This window comes from Rhodococcus sp. NPDC059179, from assembly GCF_042754885.1.
In the GTDB taxonomy this organism is placed as follows: domain Bacteria; phylum Actinomycetota; class Actinomycetes; order Mycobacteriales; family Mycobacteriaceae; genus Rhodococcus_G.
On sequence record NZ_JBHZBV010000002.1, the window covers coordinates 172188 to 187649 of the forward strand.

General features: G+C 70.7%; 13 protein-coding genes and 1 riboswitch. Of the genes, 7 read left to right on the forward strand and 6 right to left on the reverse strand.

From position 1 onward, the window contains the following. Positions 1-82: 82 nt before the first annotated feature. Both ACFXMV_RS05775 and ACFXMV_RS05780 read left to right on the forward strand, forming a co-directional pair. A complete protein-coding gene (locus tag ACFXMV_RS05775) occupies positions 83-979 on the forward strand; it encodes a hypothetical protein (RefSeq protein WP_378500960.1) in 897 nt (298 codons plus the stop codon). 157 nt (positions 980-1136) lie between these two features. Continuing rightward, positions 1137-1970: a hypothetical protein gene (locus tag ACFXMV_RS05780; RefSeq protein WP_378500961.1), complete on the forward strand. Its 834-nt coding sequence runs from the start codon at positions 1137-1139 to the stop codon at positions 1968-1970. Positions 1971-2045: 75 nt separating this feature from the next. Here ACFXMV_RS05780 and ACFXMV_RS05785 read toward each other — a convergent pair whose 3' ends face one another. Continuing rightward, entirely contained in the window at positions 2046-2426 is a 381-nt protein-coding gene (locus ACFXMV_RS05785) for a PPOX class F420-dependent oxidoreductase (protein ID WP_378502051.1), read from the reverse strand. Between the two features lie 140 nt (positions 2427-2566). Between ACFXMV_RS05785 and ACFXMV_RS05790 the strand changes: the two genes are divergently transcribed. Next, entirely contained in the window at positions 2567-4012 is a 1446-nt protein-coding gene (locus ACFXMV_RS05790; RefSeq protein WP_378502052.1) for an MFS transporter, read from the forward strand. An 85-nt stretch (positions 4013-4097) separates the two neighbouring features. On the opposite strand, the gene cobN is transcribed toward ACFXMV_RS05790, so the two are convergent. Beyond that, on the reverse strand, positions 4098-7715 hold the full coding sequence (cobN, locus tag ACFXMV_RS05795) for a cobaltochelatase subunit CobN (protein WP_378503142.1): 3618 nt from the start codon (positions 7713-7715) through the stop codon (positions 4098-4100). 36 nt (positions 7716-7751) lie between these two features. Beyond that, a riboswitch (cobalamin riboswitch) is annotated at positions 7752-7889 on the reverse strand. A gap of 19 nt (positions 7890-7908) precedes the next feature. Between cobN and cobG the strand changes: the two genes are divergently transcribed. The 4 genes from cobG (at position 7909) to ACFXMV_RS05815 (ending at position 12012) form a co-directional block, all read left to right on the forward strand. Beyond that, positions 7909-9060: a precorrin-3B synthase gene (cobG, locus tag ACFXMV_RS05800; protein ID WP_378500409.1), complete on the forward strand. Its 1152-nt coding sequence runs from the start codon at positions 7909-7911 to the stop codon at positions 9058-9060. An 18-nt stretch (positions 9061-9078) separates the two neighbouring features. Continuing rightward, complete coding sequence (locus ACFXMV_RS05805; protein WP_378500408.1) at positions 9079-9702, forward strand: precorrin-8X methylmutase; 624 nt, start codon at positions 9079-9081, stop codon at positions 9700-9702. Further along, positions 9702-11204: a precorrin-3B C(17)-methyltransferase gene (gene cobJ / locus ACFXMV_RS05810; RefSeq protein WP_378500407.1), complete on the forward strand. Its 1503-nt coding sequence runs from the start codon at positions 9702-9704 to the stop codon at positions 11202-11204. The genes ACFXMV_RS05805 and cobJ overlap by 1 nt, the downstream gene beginning before the upstream one ends. A 178-nt stretch (positions 11205-11382) precedes the next feature. Continuing rightward, the gene (locus tag ACFXMV_RS05815) at positions 11383-12012 is read left to right on the forward strand and encodes a TetR/AcrR family transcriptional regulator (RefSeq protein WP_378500406.1); all 630 of its coding nucleotides are present in this window, start codon (positions 11383-11385) and stop codon (positions 12010-12012) included. Here ACFXMV_RS05815 and ACFXMV_RS05820 read toward each other — a convergent pair. Genes ACFXMV_RS05820 through ACFXMV_RS05835 form a run of 4 tightly spaced genes read right to left on the reverse strand, consistent with a single transcriptional unit; the run spans position 11995 to position 15447 of the window. After that, the gene (locus ACFXMV_RS05820; protein WP_378503141.1) at positions 11995-12741 is read right to left on the reverse strand and encodes a cobalt-precorrin-6A reductase; all 747 of its coding nucleotides are present in this window, start codon (positions 12739-12741) and stop codon (positions 11995-11997) included. The two genes, ACFXMV_RS05815 and ACFXMV_RS05820, sit on opposite strands and share 18 nt — an antisense overlap. Further along, complete coding sequence (gene cobM, locus ACFXMV_RS05825) at positions 12741-13490, reverse strand: precorrin-4 C(11)-methyltransferase (RefSeq protein WP_378501132.1); 750 nt, start codon at positions 13488-13490, stop codon at positions 12741-12743. The genes ACFXMV_RS05820 and cobM overlap by 1 nt, the downstream gene beginning before the upstream one ends. After that, complete coding sequence (gene cbiE, locus ACFXMV_RS05830) at positions 13487-14713, reverse strand: precorrin-6y C5,15-methyltransferase (decarboxylating) subunit CbiE (protein WP_378501133.1); 1227 nt, start codon at positions 14711-14713, stop codon at positions 13487-13489. Before cbiE ends, cobM begins: the two co-directional genes overlap by 4 nt. Continuing rightward, complete coding sequence (locus tag ACFXMV_RS05835) at positions 14710-15447, reverse strand: SDR family NAD(P)-dependent oxidoreductase (RefSeq protein ID WP_378501134.1); 738 nt, start codon at positions 15445-15447, stop codon at positions 14710-14712. The genes cbiE and ACFXMV_RS05835 overlap by 4 nt, the downstream gene beginning before the upstream one ends. Positions 15448-15462: the final 15 nt, after the last annotated feature.

Genomic DNA, 15462 nt, shown 5'->3' on the forward strand with positions numbered 1-15462 from the left:
ATGCGGGGCGAGAACTCGTGCCATGCTTCCCCCCGCCGGTGGCGATCGCCACCGAATCAGCGTGATTTCGGAGGAGTAATCGATGATGGACCGGGTGTGTCGACAGGGTTCGGTGTGGGGGCACCGTGCGGTGTGGGTTGCCGCGGCAGTGGGGCTTTCCGCAGCGTGCGCGTCGGCGGGGGTGATCGGTGCGGGCGGCGCATCGGCGCAACAGACCCGGACACTCGGGTGCGCGACCGAGCCCGGGCACACCACCTGCTCTTACGACAGCTTCGGTCCTGACGAGTACTACCTGGACATCCCGGCCGGTGTCACTTCGGTGTCAGTGAAGGCGACCGGCGGTAGCGGTGGGGGCGCGCTGGGCGGACGTGGCGGAGTCGTCACATCTGATCTGCCCGTCACGCCGGGACAGCGGCTGATCATCATGGTGGGCCCCGGTGGCGGGTCGGGCCTGAACTCGGGCGGCGGATTCGCCGCCGTGGCAACGGAATCGGCCGCAACCAACTGGACCGTCGGTATGAACTCACGCCTGCTGGTCGCGCCGGGAGGCGGTGGCGGCGGCGGGGCAGGCGCGGGCGGCGATGCGGGTGTCTCCGCCCCCGGCGCCGGGGGCGGCCACGCCGGATCGGACGCCGCGGGCGGAATCGCAGGGCTGGGTGGCACCGGCGGCGCGCTCGGCGCCGGGGGCTCCGGCGGAGCGTTGGGTTCGGGCGGTGGCGGCGGCTACTTCGGCGGTGGCGGTGGCGTGGGCGGCGGCGGCGGCTCGTTCCTGGTCCCGGCAGGCGGCAGCACCGAACTCGCTCCGGCCGGTTCCGTTCCGAGGGTCGTGATCGACTTCGATTCGTCGTACGTCATGGGCACCGGCAGCACCGACAGCGGCAGCGGATCCGGGAGCGCGGGCAGCTCCAGCGGCTCGGGTAGTGCGGGTAGTTCCGACGGATCCGGGAGCGCCGGCAGCTCCGGCGGACCGGCGTCGTAGCGGACCGGGACCCTCACCGGCTTGGCGGAGCCACCGCCAGTGGACCCAGCGTCCAGTTCTGTGCCTCAATGCGCCCACATCGAGCTTGGGCGCGTGGCATGCTTCCACCGCCGGCGGCAATCGCCCCGGATCATTTACAACTCTGCGAGGTTTGTTGATGCAAGGGCGTGTGTGGCAGGCGGGATCGACACGGGCGCGGCGCACCGTGGGACTGGCCGCGACGGTGGGCATGACCGCAGCCGTCGCGGCGGCGGTGACCGGCGCAGGTGCGGGCGTTGCGGCCGCCGACGACCAGGTCGCGGGATGCGCGCAGTCGGGGCCGCTCGTCAACTGCATGTACAGCATCGCGGGCGAGCATGCCCTCGACATTCCTGCCGGGGTGACCTCGGTCAAAGTCACCGCGATCGGTGAGGCCGGCCAGAACGGGATCGGCGCAGGCGGACTCGGTGGTCGCGTCACCGCGGACCTCCCCGTCACTCCGGGATCGAAGCTGTACATCCTGGTCGGCGAGGGCGGCGGCGCGGGCGGCGGCTTCTCCGGGACGGCGACCGAGTCTATCAAGCAGGACCGAGAGAAGGGTCTCAAGTCGCGCACCCTCGTCGCTCCCGGTGGCGGGGATGGCAGCCTCGGTGCCGGTGGCAACGCCGGTGCCGCCGCGGTCGGTGCGGCGGGCGGTAAGGCCGGCACCGCGACCGCAGGTGGTGCGGGCGGCAGCGGGTCTCCGTCCGGCGCCGCAGGAGTGCTCGGTGACGGCGGTGCTGGTGTCGGTGGCGGCGGCGATGGCGGCGCGGGCTACTTCGGGGGCGGCGGCGGCGCAGCGAACGGGGGCGGCGGCGGCGGATCTTTCCTGGTTCCCGCGGGCGGCACCGATCGGCTCGCGGCCTCCGACGACGAGGCCATGGTGCTCCTGCAGTTCAACTCGCTGACACCGGTCATTCCGATCCCCGGGCTCCCCGATCTCGGCCAGCTCAGCTCGTCCTTCGGTAGCTGACAGATCACCCCAGAAGTCGACGAGGCCCGTACCGGCGAATCTGCCGGTACGGGCCTCGTCTTTTTGTTCCTGAGGTCAGGGTGCGGTGACGGCCAGGCCGATCGTGCCGGTCTTACCGCGGCGGATCAGGCTGCCCTTCATGGTGATCCAGCCGAGGATCCCGTACTTGCGGGCGATGACGTCGCGGGCGTGATCGGTCCCGGCATCGTCGAGGATCGCCGCACTGGCCTCGATCGCCTCGCCCGTCTGATTGCCGCGCAGGTCACAGGCCGCGATCGTCACCCGAGAATTGCGCCGCACCCGTTTGACCTTGTACGAGTCGGTGACCGTCCACATCAGCAGACGGTCACCGTCGAGCGCGGCCCACAGCGGGGTCGGGACCCCGGTGCCGTCCTTGCGGAAGGTGGTCAGCAGGACGTACTTGGCGGCACCGATCTCGCTGAATGTGGAACTCATGACAGCAGACTACCGGCTGTGGTCCCGGTCACCGGGAAGTCGCTCGGCGCAGAATTCCAGAAAAATCTACCTTTGTCGCCCATACAAGCGCAGCGGTTTCGGCTTGCGGGACTTTCGGTGGACGGCAGAAGGTATTTCCAGTGACAGCAACAGACATCAGAGTCGAAGACGCACCGGAGGGCACCGGCAAGGGCCGGTACGCCCGGCAACGACCGGCCTGGGTAATCATCGCGGTGCTCGTGGTGGTGGAGATCATCAGCGCCTTCGAGACCTCGATGGTGTACGCCGCGATCCCCACGTTCATCTCGGAGTTCAACAGCGACGCGGCGACGGTGGGGTGGTCGGTAACCGCATTCCTGCTGGTGGCGTCCGCCTCGGCGGCCGTGTGCGGGCGCCTCGGCGACATGTACGGCCGCGAACGCGTGCTGATCGTGCTGCTGTTCGCGGCGGCAATCGGATCGATGATCAGCGCCGTCGGCGACAGTCTCGGCAGCATCATCGTCGGACGTGCAATCCAGGGTCTGGCCGGCGCGATCCTGCCGCTGTGCATCGGACTGGCGCGCGAGCATCTGCCCCCGGCCAAGGTTCCGGTCGCGGTCGCGGTCATCTCCGGTTCCGCGGTGGCCGCCGGCTCCTCGGCCCTGCTGATCGCGGGCGTCATGCTCGACCACGCCAGCTGGCATATGATCTTCATCGTCGCGGCGGTCTACGCGGCGCTCACCATTCTGCTGGTGCTTTTCGTGCTGCCGTGGCGCCGCCCGACCGGCAACACCGAGACGGTGGACTACGTCGGGGCGGTGGCCTTCGTGCCCGCCATCGCCGCCGTACTGCTCGGCGTCAACAAGTCCACCGCATGGGGTTGGACCAGTCCGGCCACGCTCGCGCTGGTGATCGGCGGCGTGGCGACGCTGACGCTGTGGGTGCTGTGGGAGCTGCGAACCACCTCGCCGATCGTCAACCTCCGGCAGTTCCGTGACCGCAAGTTCGCCCTGACCATGCTCGCGACCTTCGCGATCTCGATCGGTCCGATCGGCGTGACCACGATGATCATCCCGATCGTCCTGCAGTCGCCGACCAGCGCCCCGTTCGGCCTGGGCCTGACCCCGACCAACGCCGGGTGGCTCTCCTTCGCCGGTTCGATGTTCGGGTTCGTCTGCACCCCGCTCAGCGGTAAGATCGCCGCGGCGGTCGGCGCCCGCACGTCGATGCTCATCGGCAGCGCGCTGTTCCTCCTCGGCAACCTGATGCTGTTCGTATTCCACGACTCCGTCGTCGGCATGATGATCATGGTGATCACGGTGTCGGTGGCGACGGCGTTCGCCTACACGGCGCTGCCGAATCTGCTGGTCGAGGCGGTCCCCGAGCGGCGCACCAGCGAGGCAACCGGCACCAACGCGGTGGTCCGGACCGGCGGCAGCGGAATCGGCGTCTCGATCGCGACGATGCTGCTCGCCAACACCGCGCTCGCCTCCGGCCTGAACACCGTCGGCGGCTTGAACGCAGTCGTCGCGATGCTCGCCGTGACCTCGCTCGCCGCGATCGGGTTCACCCTGATGATCCGTCGCGGACCCGTCACCCTGTCGTAGCGACAGCTGAACCGACAGTGACACGAGAGTGGCCGACCCGGAATCCGGGCCGGCCACTCTCGTGTTCTACGCCAGTGAACTGGGGTCACTCCCCTTCTAGTTCGCCCTCGGTCTCGAGATACACCTGACGCAGTCCGTCGAGGGTCTGCTGCTCGGGATGCTCCCACATGTCGCGCTCGGCCGCCTCGAGCAGCCGCTCCGCGATCCCGTGCAGGGCCCAGGGATTGGACTCGGTCATGAACTTACGGTTCTGCTCGTCCAGCACATATGTCTCGGCGAGCTTCTCGTACATCCAGTCCGCGACGACGTTCGTGGTGGCGTCGTACCCGAACAGGTAGTCGACAGTCGCGGCCATCTCGAAGGCGCCCTTGTAGCCGTGCCTGCGCATCGCCTCGAGCCACCGCGGGTTGACCACCCGCGCGCGGAACACCCGCGCGGTCTCCTCGGACAACGTGCGGGTGCGGACGGCATCCGGACGGGTGCTGTCTCCGATGTAGGCCTCCGGTGACTTCCCGGTCAGCGCGCGGACGGTCGCCACCATGCCACCGTGGTACTGGAAGTAGTCGTCGGAGTCCGCGATGTCATGCTCGCGGGTGTCGGTGTTCTTGGCCGCCACCGCGATTCGACGGTAAGCGGTACGCATGTCATCGGACGCGGGCGCCCCGTCGAGTCCGCGGCCGTACGCGTAGCCGCCCCAGGTCGTGTAGACCTCGGCGAGGTCGGCGTCGTTGCGCCAGCTCTTCGAGTCGATCAGCTGCAAAAGGCCGGCGCCGTACGTGCCCGGCTTGGAGCCGAAGATGCGGGTGGTGGCGCGACGGTCGTCGCCGTGGTCGGCCAGGTCCGCCTGTGCGTGCGCGCGGATGTAATTGCTCGCGGCCGGCTCGTCGAGCGCCGCGACCATCCGGACCGCGTCGTCGAGCAGGGCCAGCACGTGCGGGAAGGCGTCCCGGAAGAAGCCGCTGATCCGGACGGTGACGTCCACGCGGGGACGGCCCAGCTCCTCGAGAGAGATCGCCTCCAGGCTGGTGACGCGGCGCGAGGCCTCGTCCCACACCGGCCGGACGCCCAGCAGGGCAAAGACTTCGGCGATGTCGTCGCCGGAGGTGCGCATCGCCGAGGTGCCCCAGACGGACAGGCCGACCGACCTCGGGTACTCGCCGTGATCGGCCAGGTAGCGGGCCAGCAGCGACTCCGCCATCGCCTGCCCCGTCTCCCACGCGAGCCGCGACGGCACCGCCTTCGGATCCACCGAGTAGAAATTGCGGCCGGTCGGCAGCACGTTGACCAGCCCGCGCAGCGGCGACCCGCTCGGCCCGGCCGCGATGAACCGGCCGTCCAGTGCGCGCAGCACCTGGGCGATCTCGCCGTTCGTCTGACGGAGCCGCGGGACCACCTCCGCCGCCGCGAACTCCAAGACCGCGACGACCTGTTCGCCGTGCTCGGCTCCGATGCGGGCCGCCGCAGCCGGGTCCCAGTCCGCGGCCTGCAGGCCCGCGACCAGCCGGTGCGCGATCTCCTCGATCGCGTCCACCCGGGTGCGGACCTCGTCACCGTCCTCGCTGAGCCCCAACGCTTCACGCAGGCCCGTCACTGTGCGCTCGCCGCCCCACATCTGCCGTGCCCGCAGGATCGCGAGCACCAACTCCACCTCCGCATCACCCTCCGGCGCCCTGCCGAGGATGTGCAGCCCGTCCCGGATCTGCACGTCCTTGATCTCGCACAGCCAGCCGTCGACGTGCAGCAGCATGTCGTCGAAGACGTCCTCGTCGGGGCGCTCCGCCAGGCCCAGGTCATGGTCCATCTTCGCCGCGCGCATCAGCGTCCAGATCTGCTGGCGGATCGCGGGCAGTTTCGCCGGGTCGAGCGCCGAGATGTTGGAGTGCTCGTCGAGTAGCTGCTCGAGCCGCGAGATGTCGCCGTAGCTCTCGGCTCGGGCCATCGGCGGGATCAGGTGGTCGACAAGGGTGGCGTGCGCACGGCGCTTGGCCTGGGTGCCCTCACCCGGATCGTTCACCAGGAACGGATAGATCAGCGGCAGGTCGCCGAGCGCCGCATCAGTGCCGCAGGACGCGGACATGCCGAGCGTCTTGCCTGGCAGCCACTCGAGGTTTCCGTGCTTGCCGAGGTGCACCACCGCGTCGGCGCCGAAGCCGCCCTCGTCCTGTCGGGCGGCCAGCCAGCGGTAGGCGGCCAGGTAGTGATGGCTCGGAGGCAGGTCCGGATCGTGATAGATGGCAACGGGATTCTCGCCGAACCCGCGGGGCGGCTGCACCATCAGGACCACGTTGCCGACCTTCATCGCGGCGATGACGATCTCGCCGTCGGGGTCGGCCGACCGGTCCACGTACAGCTCGCCCGGTGCAGCACCCCAGTGCTTCTCGACGCCCTCGCGGAGCTCCTGCGGCAACGTGGCGAACCACTGCCGGTAGCGGGCCGCGGAGATGCGGATCGGGTTGCCCTCCAACTGCTCCGCGGTCAGCCAGTCGGGGTCCTGCCCGCCTGCCGCGATGAGCGCATGGATCAGCGCGTCACCGTCCTGGGCGGCCAGACCGGGCAGTGCGTCGTCTCCGTCGACCGGCCCGAGATCGTATCCGGCTGCCCGCATCTCGGTGAGCAACGCGATGGCGCTCGCGGGAGTGTCCAGGCCGACGGCGTTGCCGATGCGGGCGTGCTTGGTGGGGTACGCGGAGAGCATCAGCGCGATCCGCTTGTCGGCGAGTGGGATGTGCCGCAGCCGCGCGTGCCGCACCGCGATGCCCGCGACCCGGGCCGCCCGCTCCGGGTCGGGCACGTAGGCGGTGAGGCCGTCGGCGTCGATCTCCTTGAACGAGAACGGAACCGTGATCAGCCGGCCGTCGAACTCGGGCACCGCGACCTGCGTCGCGACGTCCATCGGGGAGAGCCCGTCGTCGTTGGATTCCCACGCCTCGCGGCTGCTGGTCAGGCACAGGCCCTGCAGGATCGGCACGTCGAGCGCGGCCAGCTCGGTGACGTCCCAGGCCTCGTCGTCCTCCCCCGCCGACGCACTCGCGGGCTTGGTGCCACCCGCGGCGAGCACGGTCACGACCATCGCGTCGACCGTGCCGAGGATCGCGAGCAGCTCCGGCTCGGCGGTCCGCAGCGAGGCGCAGAAAATCGGCAACGCCCGCGCGCCGCGCTCCTCGATCGCCCGGCACAGCGCCTCGACGTACTCGGTGTTGCCCGCCAGGTGCTGCGCCCGGTAGTACAGCACCGCCACGACCTGTGAGTCCTTTTGGTCCGCAGCGGGGCCAGAAGGACTCACGGGGGCGAAGCCCCACGTCGGGGTGTGCACCGGCGGCTCGAACCCGTGCCCGGTGAGCAGGACGGTGTCGGTGAGGAAGTGGTGCAGCTGCAGCAGGTTCTGCGGGCCGCCCTCGGCCAGGTAGGAGTGCGCCTCGGCGGACACGCCGCCGGGCACCGTCGAGTGCTCCATCAGCTCGGCATCGGGGGCGAGCTCGCCGCCGAGTACCACCGTCGGCAGGCCCGCGGCGAGGACGGCGTCGAGGCCGTCCTCCCAGGCGCGGCGACCGCCGAGGATGCGCACCACCACCATTTCGACCCCGTCGAGCAGGCCCGGCAGGTCATCCACCAGGAGCCGGGACGGGTTCGCCCAGCGGTACGCGGCGCCGCTCGCTCGGGCACTGAGCAGATCGGTGTCGGACGTCGACAGCAGCAGGATCACGGGTATGGCCTCCTCGGGGTTTTCGCGCCCCATTCGGTTCGAAACGGCAGCGGTGGAGGGTCTGGCTTCCCGGGCCCGCAGCAGCGGGCGGTCGGGTGACAGTGGCGCGACCGCACCGGATTCTCACCGGTTTCCTCTCGAGCTGCCGCAAGCGCCGCTGATGCTACCGGTGCCGGGACGTAACCTGGTGACGATGCCCGCTGAACAGACCACACCCGACCGGTCCCGCCCCGACGCCTGCCCCGGAGCCCTCCAGGTGCACCAGGCGGCGGACGGCGCGCTGGCCAGGGTGCGGCTGCCCGGCGGGTTCCTCGAACCCACCCAGCTTCAGGCGCTGGCGGAGGCGGCCCGCGAGCTCGCGGCCGGCGAGCTGGAGCTCACCTCGCGCGGCAACGTGCAGCTGCGCGCGGTCACCGATCCCGGCCGGTTCGCGGAGCTGCTGGCCGAGATCGGCCTGCTCCCCTCGGCCACCCACGAACGGGTCCGCAACATCCTTGCGAGTCCCCTCTCCGGGCGGATCGGTGGACTCGTCGACGTCCGCGACTGGGTGCGCGACCTCGACCGCGGCCTCTGCGCCGACCCCGCGTTGGCGCAGCTGCCGGGCCGGGTGATGTTCTCCCTCGACGACGGACGCGGCGACGTCTCCGGGCTGTCCGCGGACCTCGGGCTGCATGCCGTCGGCGCCGATGACGTGGCGTTGGTCCTGGCAGGCCGGGACTCCGGTGGCCGGATTGCCGCGTCGGACGGGGTTCCCGTGCTGCTCGAGGCCGCCCGGCACCTGCTCGACATCCGCGGGGACCGGTGGCGGCTGCACGAGATCGACGGCGGCGCCGAGCAGATCCTGAAGCGCCTGGGCCTGCGCGACGCGGCGCCCGTCGACCTGCCCCGCGGCGACACCGGACCGATCGGCTGGCTCGACCACGACGACGGCGGCGTGACCCTCGCGGCGGGCCTCGCGCTTGGGACGATCACCGCGCGCACAGCAGAGTTCCTGGCCGCCGTCGACAAGCCGTTGGTCGTCACGCCCTGGCGGTCGCTGCTGCTGTGTGACCTCGACGAATGGACCGCGGAACAGGTGGTTCGGGTGCTCGCGCCGATGGGCCTGATCTTCGACGCCGCCTCGCCGTGGCTGCAGGTCAGCGCCTGCACAGGAAGCCCCGGTTGCGCCAAGTCCCTCGCCGACGTCCGCGGCGACCTCGGTGCGGCCATGGAGGCCGGGGAGCTGCCGGCCGAGGGCAGGCAGCACTGGGTGGGCTGTGACCGCAAGTGCGGCAGGCCGAGTGGAGAGGTCACCGACGTGGTGGCCACCGGCGACGGCTACCGGGTGGACCGACCGACTCGCTGACCCCATATCGTGTGGCGCATGACCGACTACATCCGCGACGGCGCCGAGATCTACCGTCAGTCCTTCGCCACCATCAGGGCCGAGGCGGACCTGGACCGGTTCCCGGCGGACGTGTCGCAGGTGGTGGTGCGGATGATCCACGCCTCGGGACAGGTCGATCTGGTCGAGGACATCGCGTTCACACCCGGCGTGGTCGAGTCGGCCCGCGCCGCCCTGCGGGCCGGGGCCCCGATCCTGTGTGACGCGACCATGGTCGCGGCTGGCGTCACCCGCAAGCGGCTGCCTGCGAACAACGAGGTGCTGTGCGCGTTGGCCGATCCCCGGGTCCCCGTTATCGCCGAGCAGCTCGGCAACACCCGGTCGGCCGCGGCACTCGAGCTGTGGGGCGACAAGTTGGACGGCGCGGTGGTCGCGATCGGCAACGCCCCGACGGCGCTGTTCCACCTGCTCGACATGATCGATCAGGGCGCGCCGCGGCCGGCCGCGATCGTGGGCGGCCCGGTGGGCTTCATCGGGGCAGCCGAGTCCAAGGACGAGCTGATCGCCCGCGGTGGGTCCGAGTACCTGGTGGTCCGGGGCCGCCGTGGTGGCAGCGCGATCACCGCCGCCGCGCTCAACGCCATCGCCAGCGAGGTGGAGTGATGGCGGATCACGTGACGCCCGGCAAGCTCTGGGGCATCGGGCTCGGGCCCGGCGATCCGGAGCTGGTGACCGTGAAGGCGGCCCGGATCATCGCCGAGGCCGACGTCATCGCGTTCCACAGCGCGAGGCACGGTCGCAGCATCTCCCGCGCGGTCGCGCAGCCCTACATGCGCGAGGGACAGATCGAGGAGCATCTGGTGTACCCGGTGACCACCGAGACGGTGGATCACCCGGGCGGCTATCAGGGCGCGATCGACGAGTTCTACGCGGTGGCGGCGGAGCGGCTGGCGGGGCATCTCGAGGCAGGCCGCACGGTGGCGCTGCTGGCCGCGGGCGACCCGCTCTTCTACAGCTCGTACATGCACATGCACAAGCGGCTGCAGGACCGCTTCGAGGCGGAGGTCGTCCCGGGTGTCACCTCGGTCAGCGCGGCCTCGGCGGCGCTCGGCACTCCCCTGGTGGAGCGGGACGAGATCCTCACCGTGCTGCCCGGCACCTTGCCCGTCGAGGAACTGACCCGGCGGCTGCGGGAGACCGATTCCGCCGCGATCCTCAAGCTCGGCCGCACTTTTCCTGCTGTCCGCCAGGCGCTCTCGGATTCCGGCCGGTTGGCCGAGGCCAGCTACGTCGAACGGGCCAGCACCCCGAACCAGCGTGTGATCGCTGCCGCCGACGTGGACGAGTCGGAGGTGCCGTACTTCTCCATCGCGCTGGTGCCGAGCCCGTCGAACAATCCCGTTGTCACCAGAGCCGCATCGGACGGCGAGGTCGTGGTGGTGGGTCTCGGACCCGGTGACGACGCCTGGACCACCCCCGAGGTTCGCCGGGAGCTCGCTCTCGCGACCGACATCGTCGGGTACACCACCTATGTCAACCGGGTGCCGGTGATCGAGGGACAGAACCGGCACGCGAGCGACAACAAGGTCGAATCCGAGCGCGCGGCGATGGCATTGGACCTGGCCAGGCGCGGGGCCAGGGTGGTCGTGGTGTCCTCCGGCGATCCCGGCGTGTTCGCGATGGCCGCGGCGGTCATCGAGATGGCCGCCGATGACCAGTGGTCCGGCGTCCCGGTAAGGGTGCTGCCCGGCATGACCGCGGCCAACGCCGTCGCGAGTCGGGTCGGCGCCCCGCTCGGCCACGACTACGCGGTGATCTCACTCTCCGACCGGCTCAAGCCGTGGGACATCGTCGCCAAGCGGATCTCCGCGGTGGCCGCGGCCGACATGGCGATCGCCGTGTACAACCCGGCGTCCCGCTCGCGCACCTGGCAGGTGGGCGCGATGCGCGATCTGCTGCTCGAGCACCGCGATCCCGCGACCCCGGTCATCATCGGCCGAGACGTCGCGGGTCCGCAGGAGAGCGTGCGGATCGTCACGCTCGGCGAGCTGGATCCGTCCGAGATCGACATGCGGTGCCTGTTGATCATCGGCTCGTCGCTGACCACCGTGGTCGAGGTTGCCGACGGGGCAAAGGTGTTCACCCCGCGCCGCTACCCGGGTTGAGAAGAATCCAGGATCACGCCGAGGCCGCTGCGAGTGTGAACTCTTTTGTCGCGGTTGAGTTTCCGGACAAAGGGTGCATTCCTCCAATGTTGGACAGTTGTCCAACATGACGGCGCGGACCGGCTAGGATCACCGAATGGGAAGTAAGCTCACTGGGGATGAGCGGCGAGCCACTTTGGTGACGAGCGCGCTGGAACTGGCCAAACGCGGTGGCTTGGACGCGGTCACCGTCCGGGCGGTCGCCGCGCAGACTGGCGTGTCGGTTGGCATGGTCCAGTACTGCTTCGACGACAAGGAAGAGCTTGTCGTCGCGATGGCCGACCAACTCGTCAAGGAGCTCAGCAGCTCGGCCCGCCGCACATTCGACACCCTGCCCGATCAACCGGATCTGCGTGGCCGACAAGGGGTCTACCTGCTGCTCCGCACGGGTCTGGAATGGGGTTGGCCCGCGATCGAGGCGAACCCCGAACGCCGACTGTTGACCTATGAGATCACCACCCACGCGCTCCGCCACCGCGCGGCCGGTTCCACGCGTGCCGGGGCGATCGCCGTCGAGCAGCGGGAGCGGATGACGGCCGAGGTCGCGGACTTCCTCGAGGAATGCGCACAGCGCACCCGAACCTCATGGGCCGAACCGGTTTCCGCGATCACGCGATTCGGACTCGCCGCCCTGGACGGACTGGTGCTTCGGTGGCTGGTCGATCGCGACACCGAAGCGATGAACTACCACCTCGACGGGCTGGCACGGATCATTGCCGACAAGGCCGTCGATGCGCCCCCGGCGGGACGTTCAGCGGGCGGCGAGTAGCCAGCGCTCGGCCTCGTCGACGGTGCCGAACACCGTGACCCCGTCCGGCACCGCAGGCCTGCGCACCATCAGGACCGGTATCCCGAGCGCCCGCGCGGCGACGAGCTTGGCCTCGGTGAGCGCTCCGCCGCTGTTCTTGGTCACCAGCACGTCGACGGAGTGCTCACGCATCAGCGAGATCTCGGCGTCGGCGTCGAACGGGCCCCGGTCGAGCAGCAGCGTCATCTCGGCAGGCACGTCGCCGTCGGGCGGGTCGATGGCCCGGACCAGGAACCACGCGTCGACGCCCGCGAACCGGTCGACGCCCTGCCTGCCGATGGTCAGGAACACCCGCCTGCCCGACGCGGGCAACGCGGCGGCCGCGGCGTCGAGCGAATCGACCTGGGTCCATCGGTCGCCGGGTCCGGCCGACCAGCCGGGGCGGCGCAGCACCGCCACCGGCGTTCCGGCCGCCGCGGCGGCTGCCGCGGCGTTGGCCGAGATCCGTGCCGCGAACGGGTGAGTGGCATCGACGACAGCGTCGATGCGGTTGCCCAGCAACCATTCCCGCAGTCCCTCCGCGCCGCCGAAGCCGCCGACCCGGACCTCCCCGATGGGCAGCAGCGGGTCCCGGACCCGGCCGGCCAGCGAGGAGACGACCTCGATGCCAGGGGCGGCGAAGAGCCGTGCCGCCAGTGATCGGGCCTCGGAGGTCCCGCCGAGAATCAGCACGCGCACAGCGGGCGCCATCAGTGGTCGGTTCGCCGCCGCGCGGCCGAGTACAGGTAGCTGTCCGGGAACCCCTCGGCGCTGAGCACCCGGCCGACGATGATCACGGCGGTCTTGGTCACCCCGGCGGAATGTACCTGTCGCGCAATGTCGCCGACGGTGCCGCGCAGGACGATCTCGTCCGGTCTGCTGGCGAACGCGACCACCGCGACCGGGCAGTCGTCGCCGTACGGCCCGCGCAGTTCCAGCGCCACCTGGTCGATGCGGTGCGCGGCCAGGTGGATCACCAGGGTGGCCCCGCTCGCACCGAGGGTCGCCAGGTCTTCGCCTGGCGGCATCGCAGTGGACAGCGTGGAGACCCGGGTGAGCACGATCGACTGGGACACCCCAGGGACGGTCAGCTCGCGGCCGAGTGATGCCGCCGCCGCGGCGAACGCCGGTACCCCGGGCACGATCTCGTAGCCGACGCCAGCCGCGTCGAGACGGCGCGCCTGTTCGGCGACCGCGCTGTAGATGGACGGGTCCCCCGAGTGCAGGCGCGCCACATCGAGTCCGGCGCGGTCGGCCGCGATCAGCCGGTCGGTGATCTCGTCGAGGCTCAGTCGCGCGGTGTCCAGGATCTCCGCGCCCTCGGGGCACATCGCGAGAAGCTCAGCGGGGACCAGGCTTCCGGCGTACAGGCACACGGGGCTCTGCCCGATGATCCGCTGTCCGCGCACAGTGATGAGGTCGGCGGCGCCGGGTCCGGCTCCGATGAAATGGATGGTCACTGGGTTGGTTCCTTCTTCGTTGCGATCCACTGGGCCACGGGAAGCTGCGGCCGCCACGCGGTGAAGCCGCCCAGCGGCGCGCCTCGGTAGACCTGGAACTTGCGCAGCGTGCCGCCGTACAGGCCGTGCCACCGCAGCAACAGGACCTCCGACTCCGCGGTCACCGCGTTCACCACGATCCGGCCGCCGGGTGGCAGTTGGTCCCAGCACGTCTCGAACACGCCGTGGGCCGTCACACCGCCGCCGAGAAAGATCGCGTCCGGCGTCGGCGCGTCCGCGAGGGCCTCCGGCGCGGCGCCGCGGATCTCGAGCCCCGGCACCCCGAGCCGCCGGGCGTTCGTCGCGATGCGGGTGGCGCGGTCGGCATCGCGTTCGAAACTGAGTGCGCGGCAGCTGCCGTCGGCGCGCATCCACTCGATTCCGATGCTGCCGGCTCCTCCGCCGACGTCCCACAGCAGCTCCCCCGGCGCGGGCGCGAGCGCGGCAAGGGTCAGGGCACGGATTTCCTGCTTCGTCAGCTGGCCGTCGGACTCGTACGCCTCGTCGGCGAGGCCTGGAACGCGGGTCAGCCGCGGCGCGGCAGGGTCGCGCGCGCAGCGGATCGCGACGATATTGAGCGGGTCAGCCGCGGAATGGTCCCAGTCGTCGGCCCGACCCCGTACGACGCGCTCACTGTCGCCACCGAGCTGTTCGAGCACGGTGAGTTCGCTGGCGCCGTAGCCCTTCTCGCGCAGCAGGTCCGCCAATGCCGCGGGGGTGTCGCCGTCACGGCTGAGCACCAGGATCCGCCGGTGATCGGCCAGCTCCGGGCCGACCACCTCGACGGGCCGGGTCACCACGCTCACGACGGGCGTCTCGTGCAACGCCCAGCCGAGGCGCGCACACGCCAGCGAGGCCGAGGACGGGTGCGCGATGACCCGCACCCGGTCGGGTCCGACGAGGTTCACCAGCGTCACCCCGATGCCGTGGAACATCGGGTCGCCGCTGGCGAGCACGCACACCCGCCTGCCCTCGTGCTCGGCGAGCAGGCCGGGCAGTGCGGGCACGAGCGGCGACGGCCAGGGCACCCGGACGGCGCCGGAGCCGGGGTCGGCGGGGACCAGGTCCAGCTGACGCGGCGAACCCATCAGCACCTCCGCGTCGGCGATCGCGCGCTGGGCGTTCGGCGAGAGACCGGGCCATCCGTCCGCGCCGATGCCGACGACGGTGAGCGGTGCGGTCATCGCGGCATCCGCCGCCAGATCCGTTGCGGCACCATTCGCATCACGAAGATGACCGGACGGAGCATGCCGGGGATCCACACCCGCTCGCGGCCGCGGCGCAGCGCCTTGACCACCGCATCCGCCACCTGGTCCGGGGTGCGCGACATCGGTGCCGGGCTAATCCCCTCGGTCATCCGGCCGATCACGAAGCCGGGGCGAACGAGCAGCAGGCTCACCCCGCTGCCCGCGAGGGCGTCGCCGAGTCCGCTGGCGAAGCCGTCGAGACCGGCCTTGGCCGAGCCGTACACGTAGTTCGCTCGTCGCGCCCGCGCGCCCGCTATCGACGAGAACACCACGATCCGTCCCGATCCTTGCGCGCGCAGCAGCTGCGCGAGGTGGGTGAGAACGCTGACCTGTGCGACGTAGTCGGTGTGCACGACGGATATGGCGTGCTGGGCGTCGGATTCGGCGCGAGCCTGGTCGCCGAGGACGCCGAACGCCAGGACCACCACGTCGATCGGGCCGAGCTCGACGATCGCGGACAGGACGCGGCCGTGGTCGGCGAGGTGGTCGGCGTCGAACTCCACGGTCTCGACCGAGGTGGCACCCGCGGCCAGCACCGCCTGCCTCTCCCCTTCGAGGTCCCCGCTGCGGCGTGCCGCCAGGACGACGGTCCGGCCGGGGGCAAGCCGGGTGGCCAGTTCGAGACCGATCTCGCTGCGGCCGCCGAGGATGACGACTGATCCGACACTCATGCCGTCAAGTGTGCT

What these genes read in the sequence shown, in the direction of transcription:
- ACFXMV_RS05820 (WP_378503141.1), bottom strand. Translation starts at nt 12,741, where the DNA reads ATGGCGCCCGCTGTGCGCGTGCTGATTCTCGGCGGGACCTCCGAGGCC.
- ACFXMV_RS05835 (WP_378501134.1), bottom strand. Translation starts at nt 15,447, where the DNA reads ATGAGTGTCGGATCAGTCGTCATCCTCGGCGGCCGCAGCGAGATCGGT.
- cobG (WP_378500409.1), top strand. Translation starts at nt 7,909, where the DNA reads ATGCCCGCTGAACAGACCACACCCGACCGGTCCCGCCCCGACGCCTGC.
- ACFXMV_RS05785 (WP_378502051.1), bottom strand. Translation starts at nt 2,426, where the DNA reads ATGAGTTCCACATTCAGCGAGATCGGTGCCGCCAAGTACGTCCTGCTG.
- ACFXMV_RS05775 (WP_378500960.1), top strand. Translation starts at nt 83, where the DNA reads ATGATGGACCGGGTGTGTCGACAGGGTTCGGTGTGGGGGCACCGTGCG.
- cbiE (WP_378501133.1), bottom strand. Translation starts at nt 14,713, where the DNA reads ATGACCGCACCGCTCACCGTCGTCGGCATCGGCGCGGACGGATGGCCC.
- cobJ (WP_378500407.1), top strand. Translation starts at nt 9,702, where the DNA reads ATGGCGGATCACGTGACGCCCGGCAAGCTCTGGGGCATCGGGCTCGGG.
- ACFXMV_RS05780 (WP_378500961.1), top strand. Translation starts at nt 1,137, where the DNA reads ATGCAAGGGCGTGTGTGGCAGGCGGGATCGACACGGGCGCGGCGCACC.
- ACFXMV_RS05805 (WP_378500408.1), top strand. Translation starts at nt 9,079, where the DNA reads ATGACCGACTACATCCGCGACGGCGCCGAGATCTACCGTCAGTCCTTC.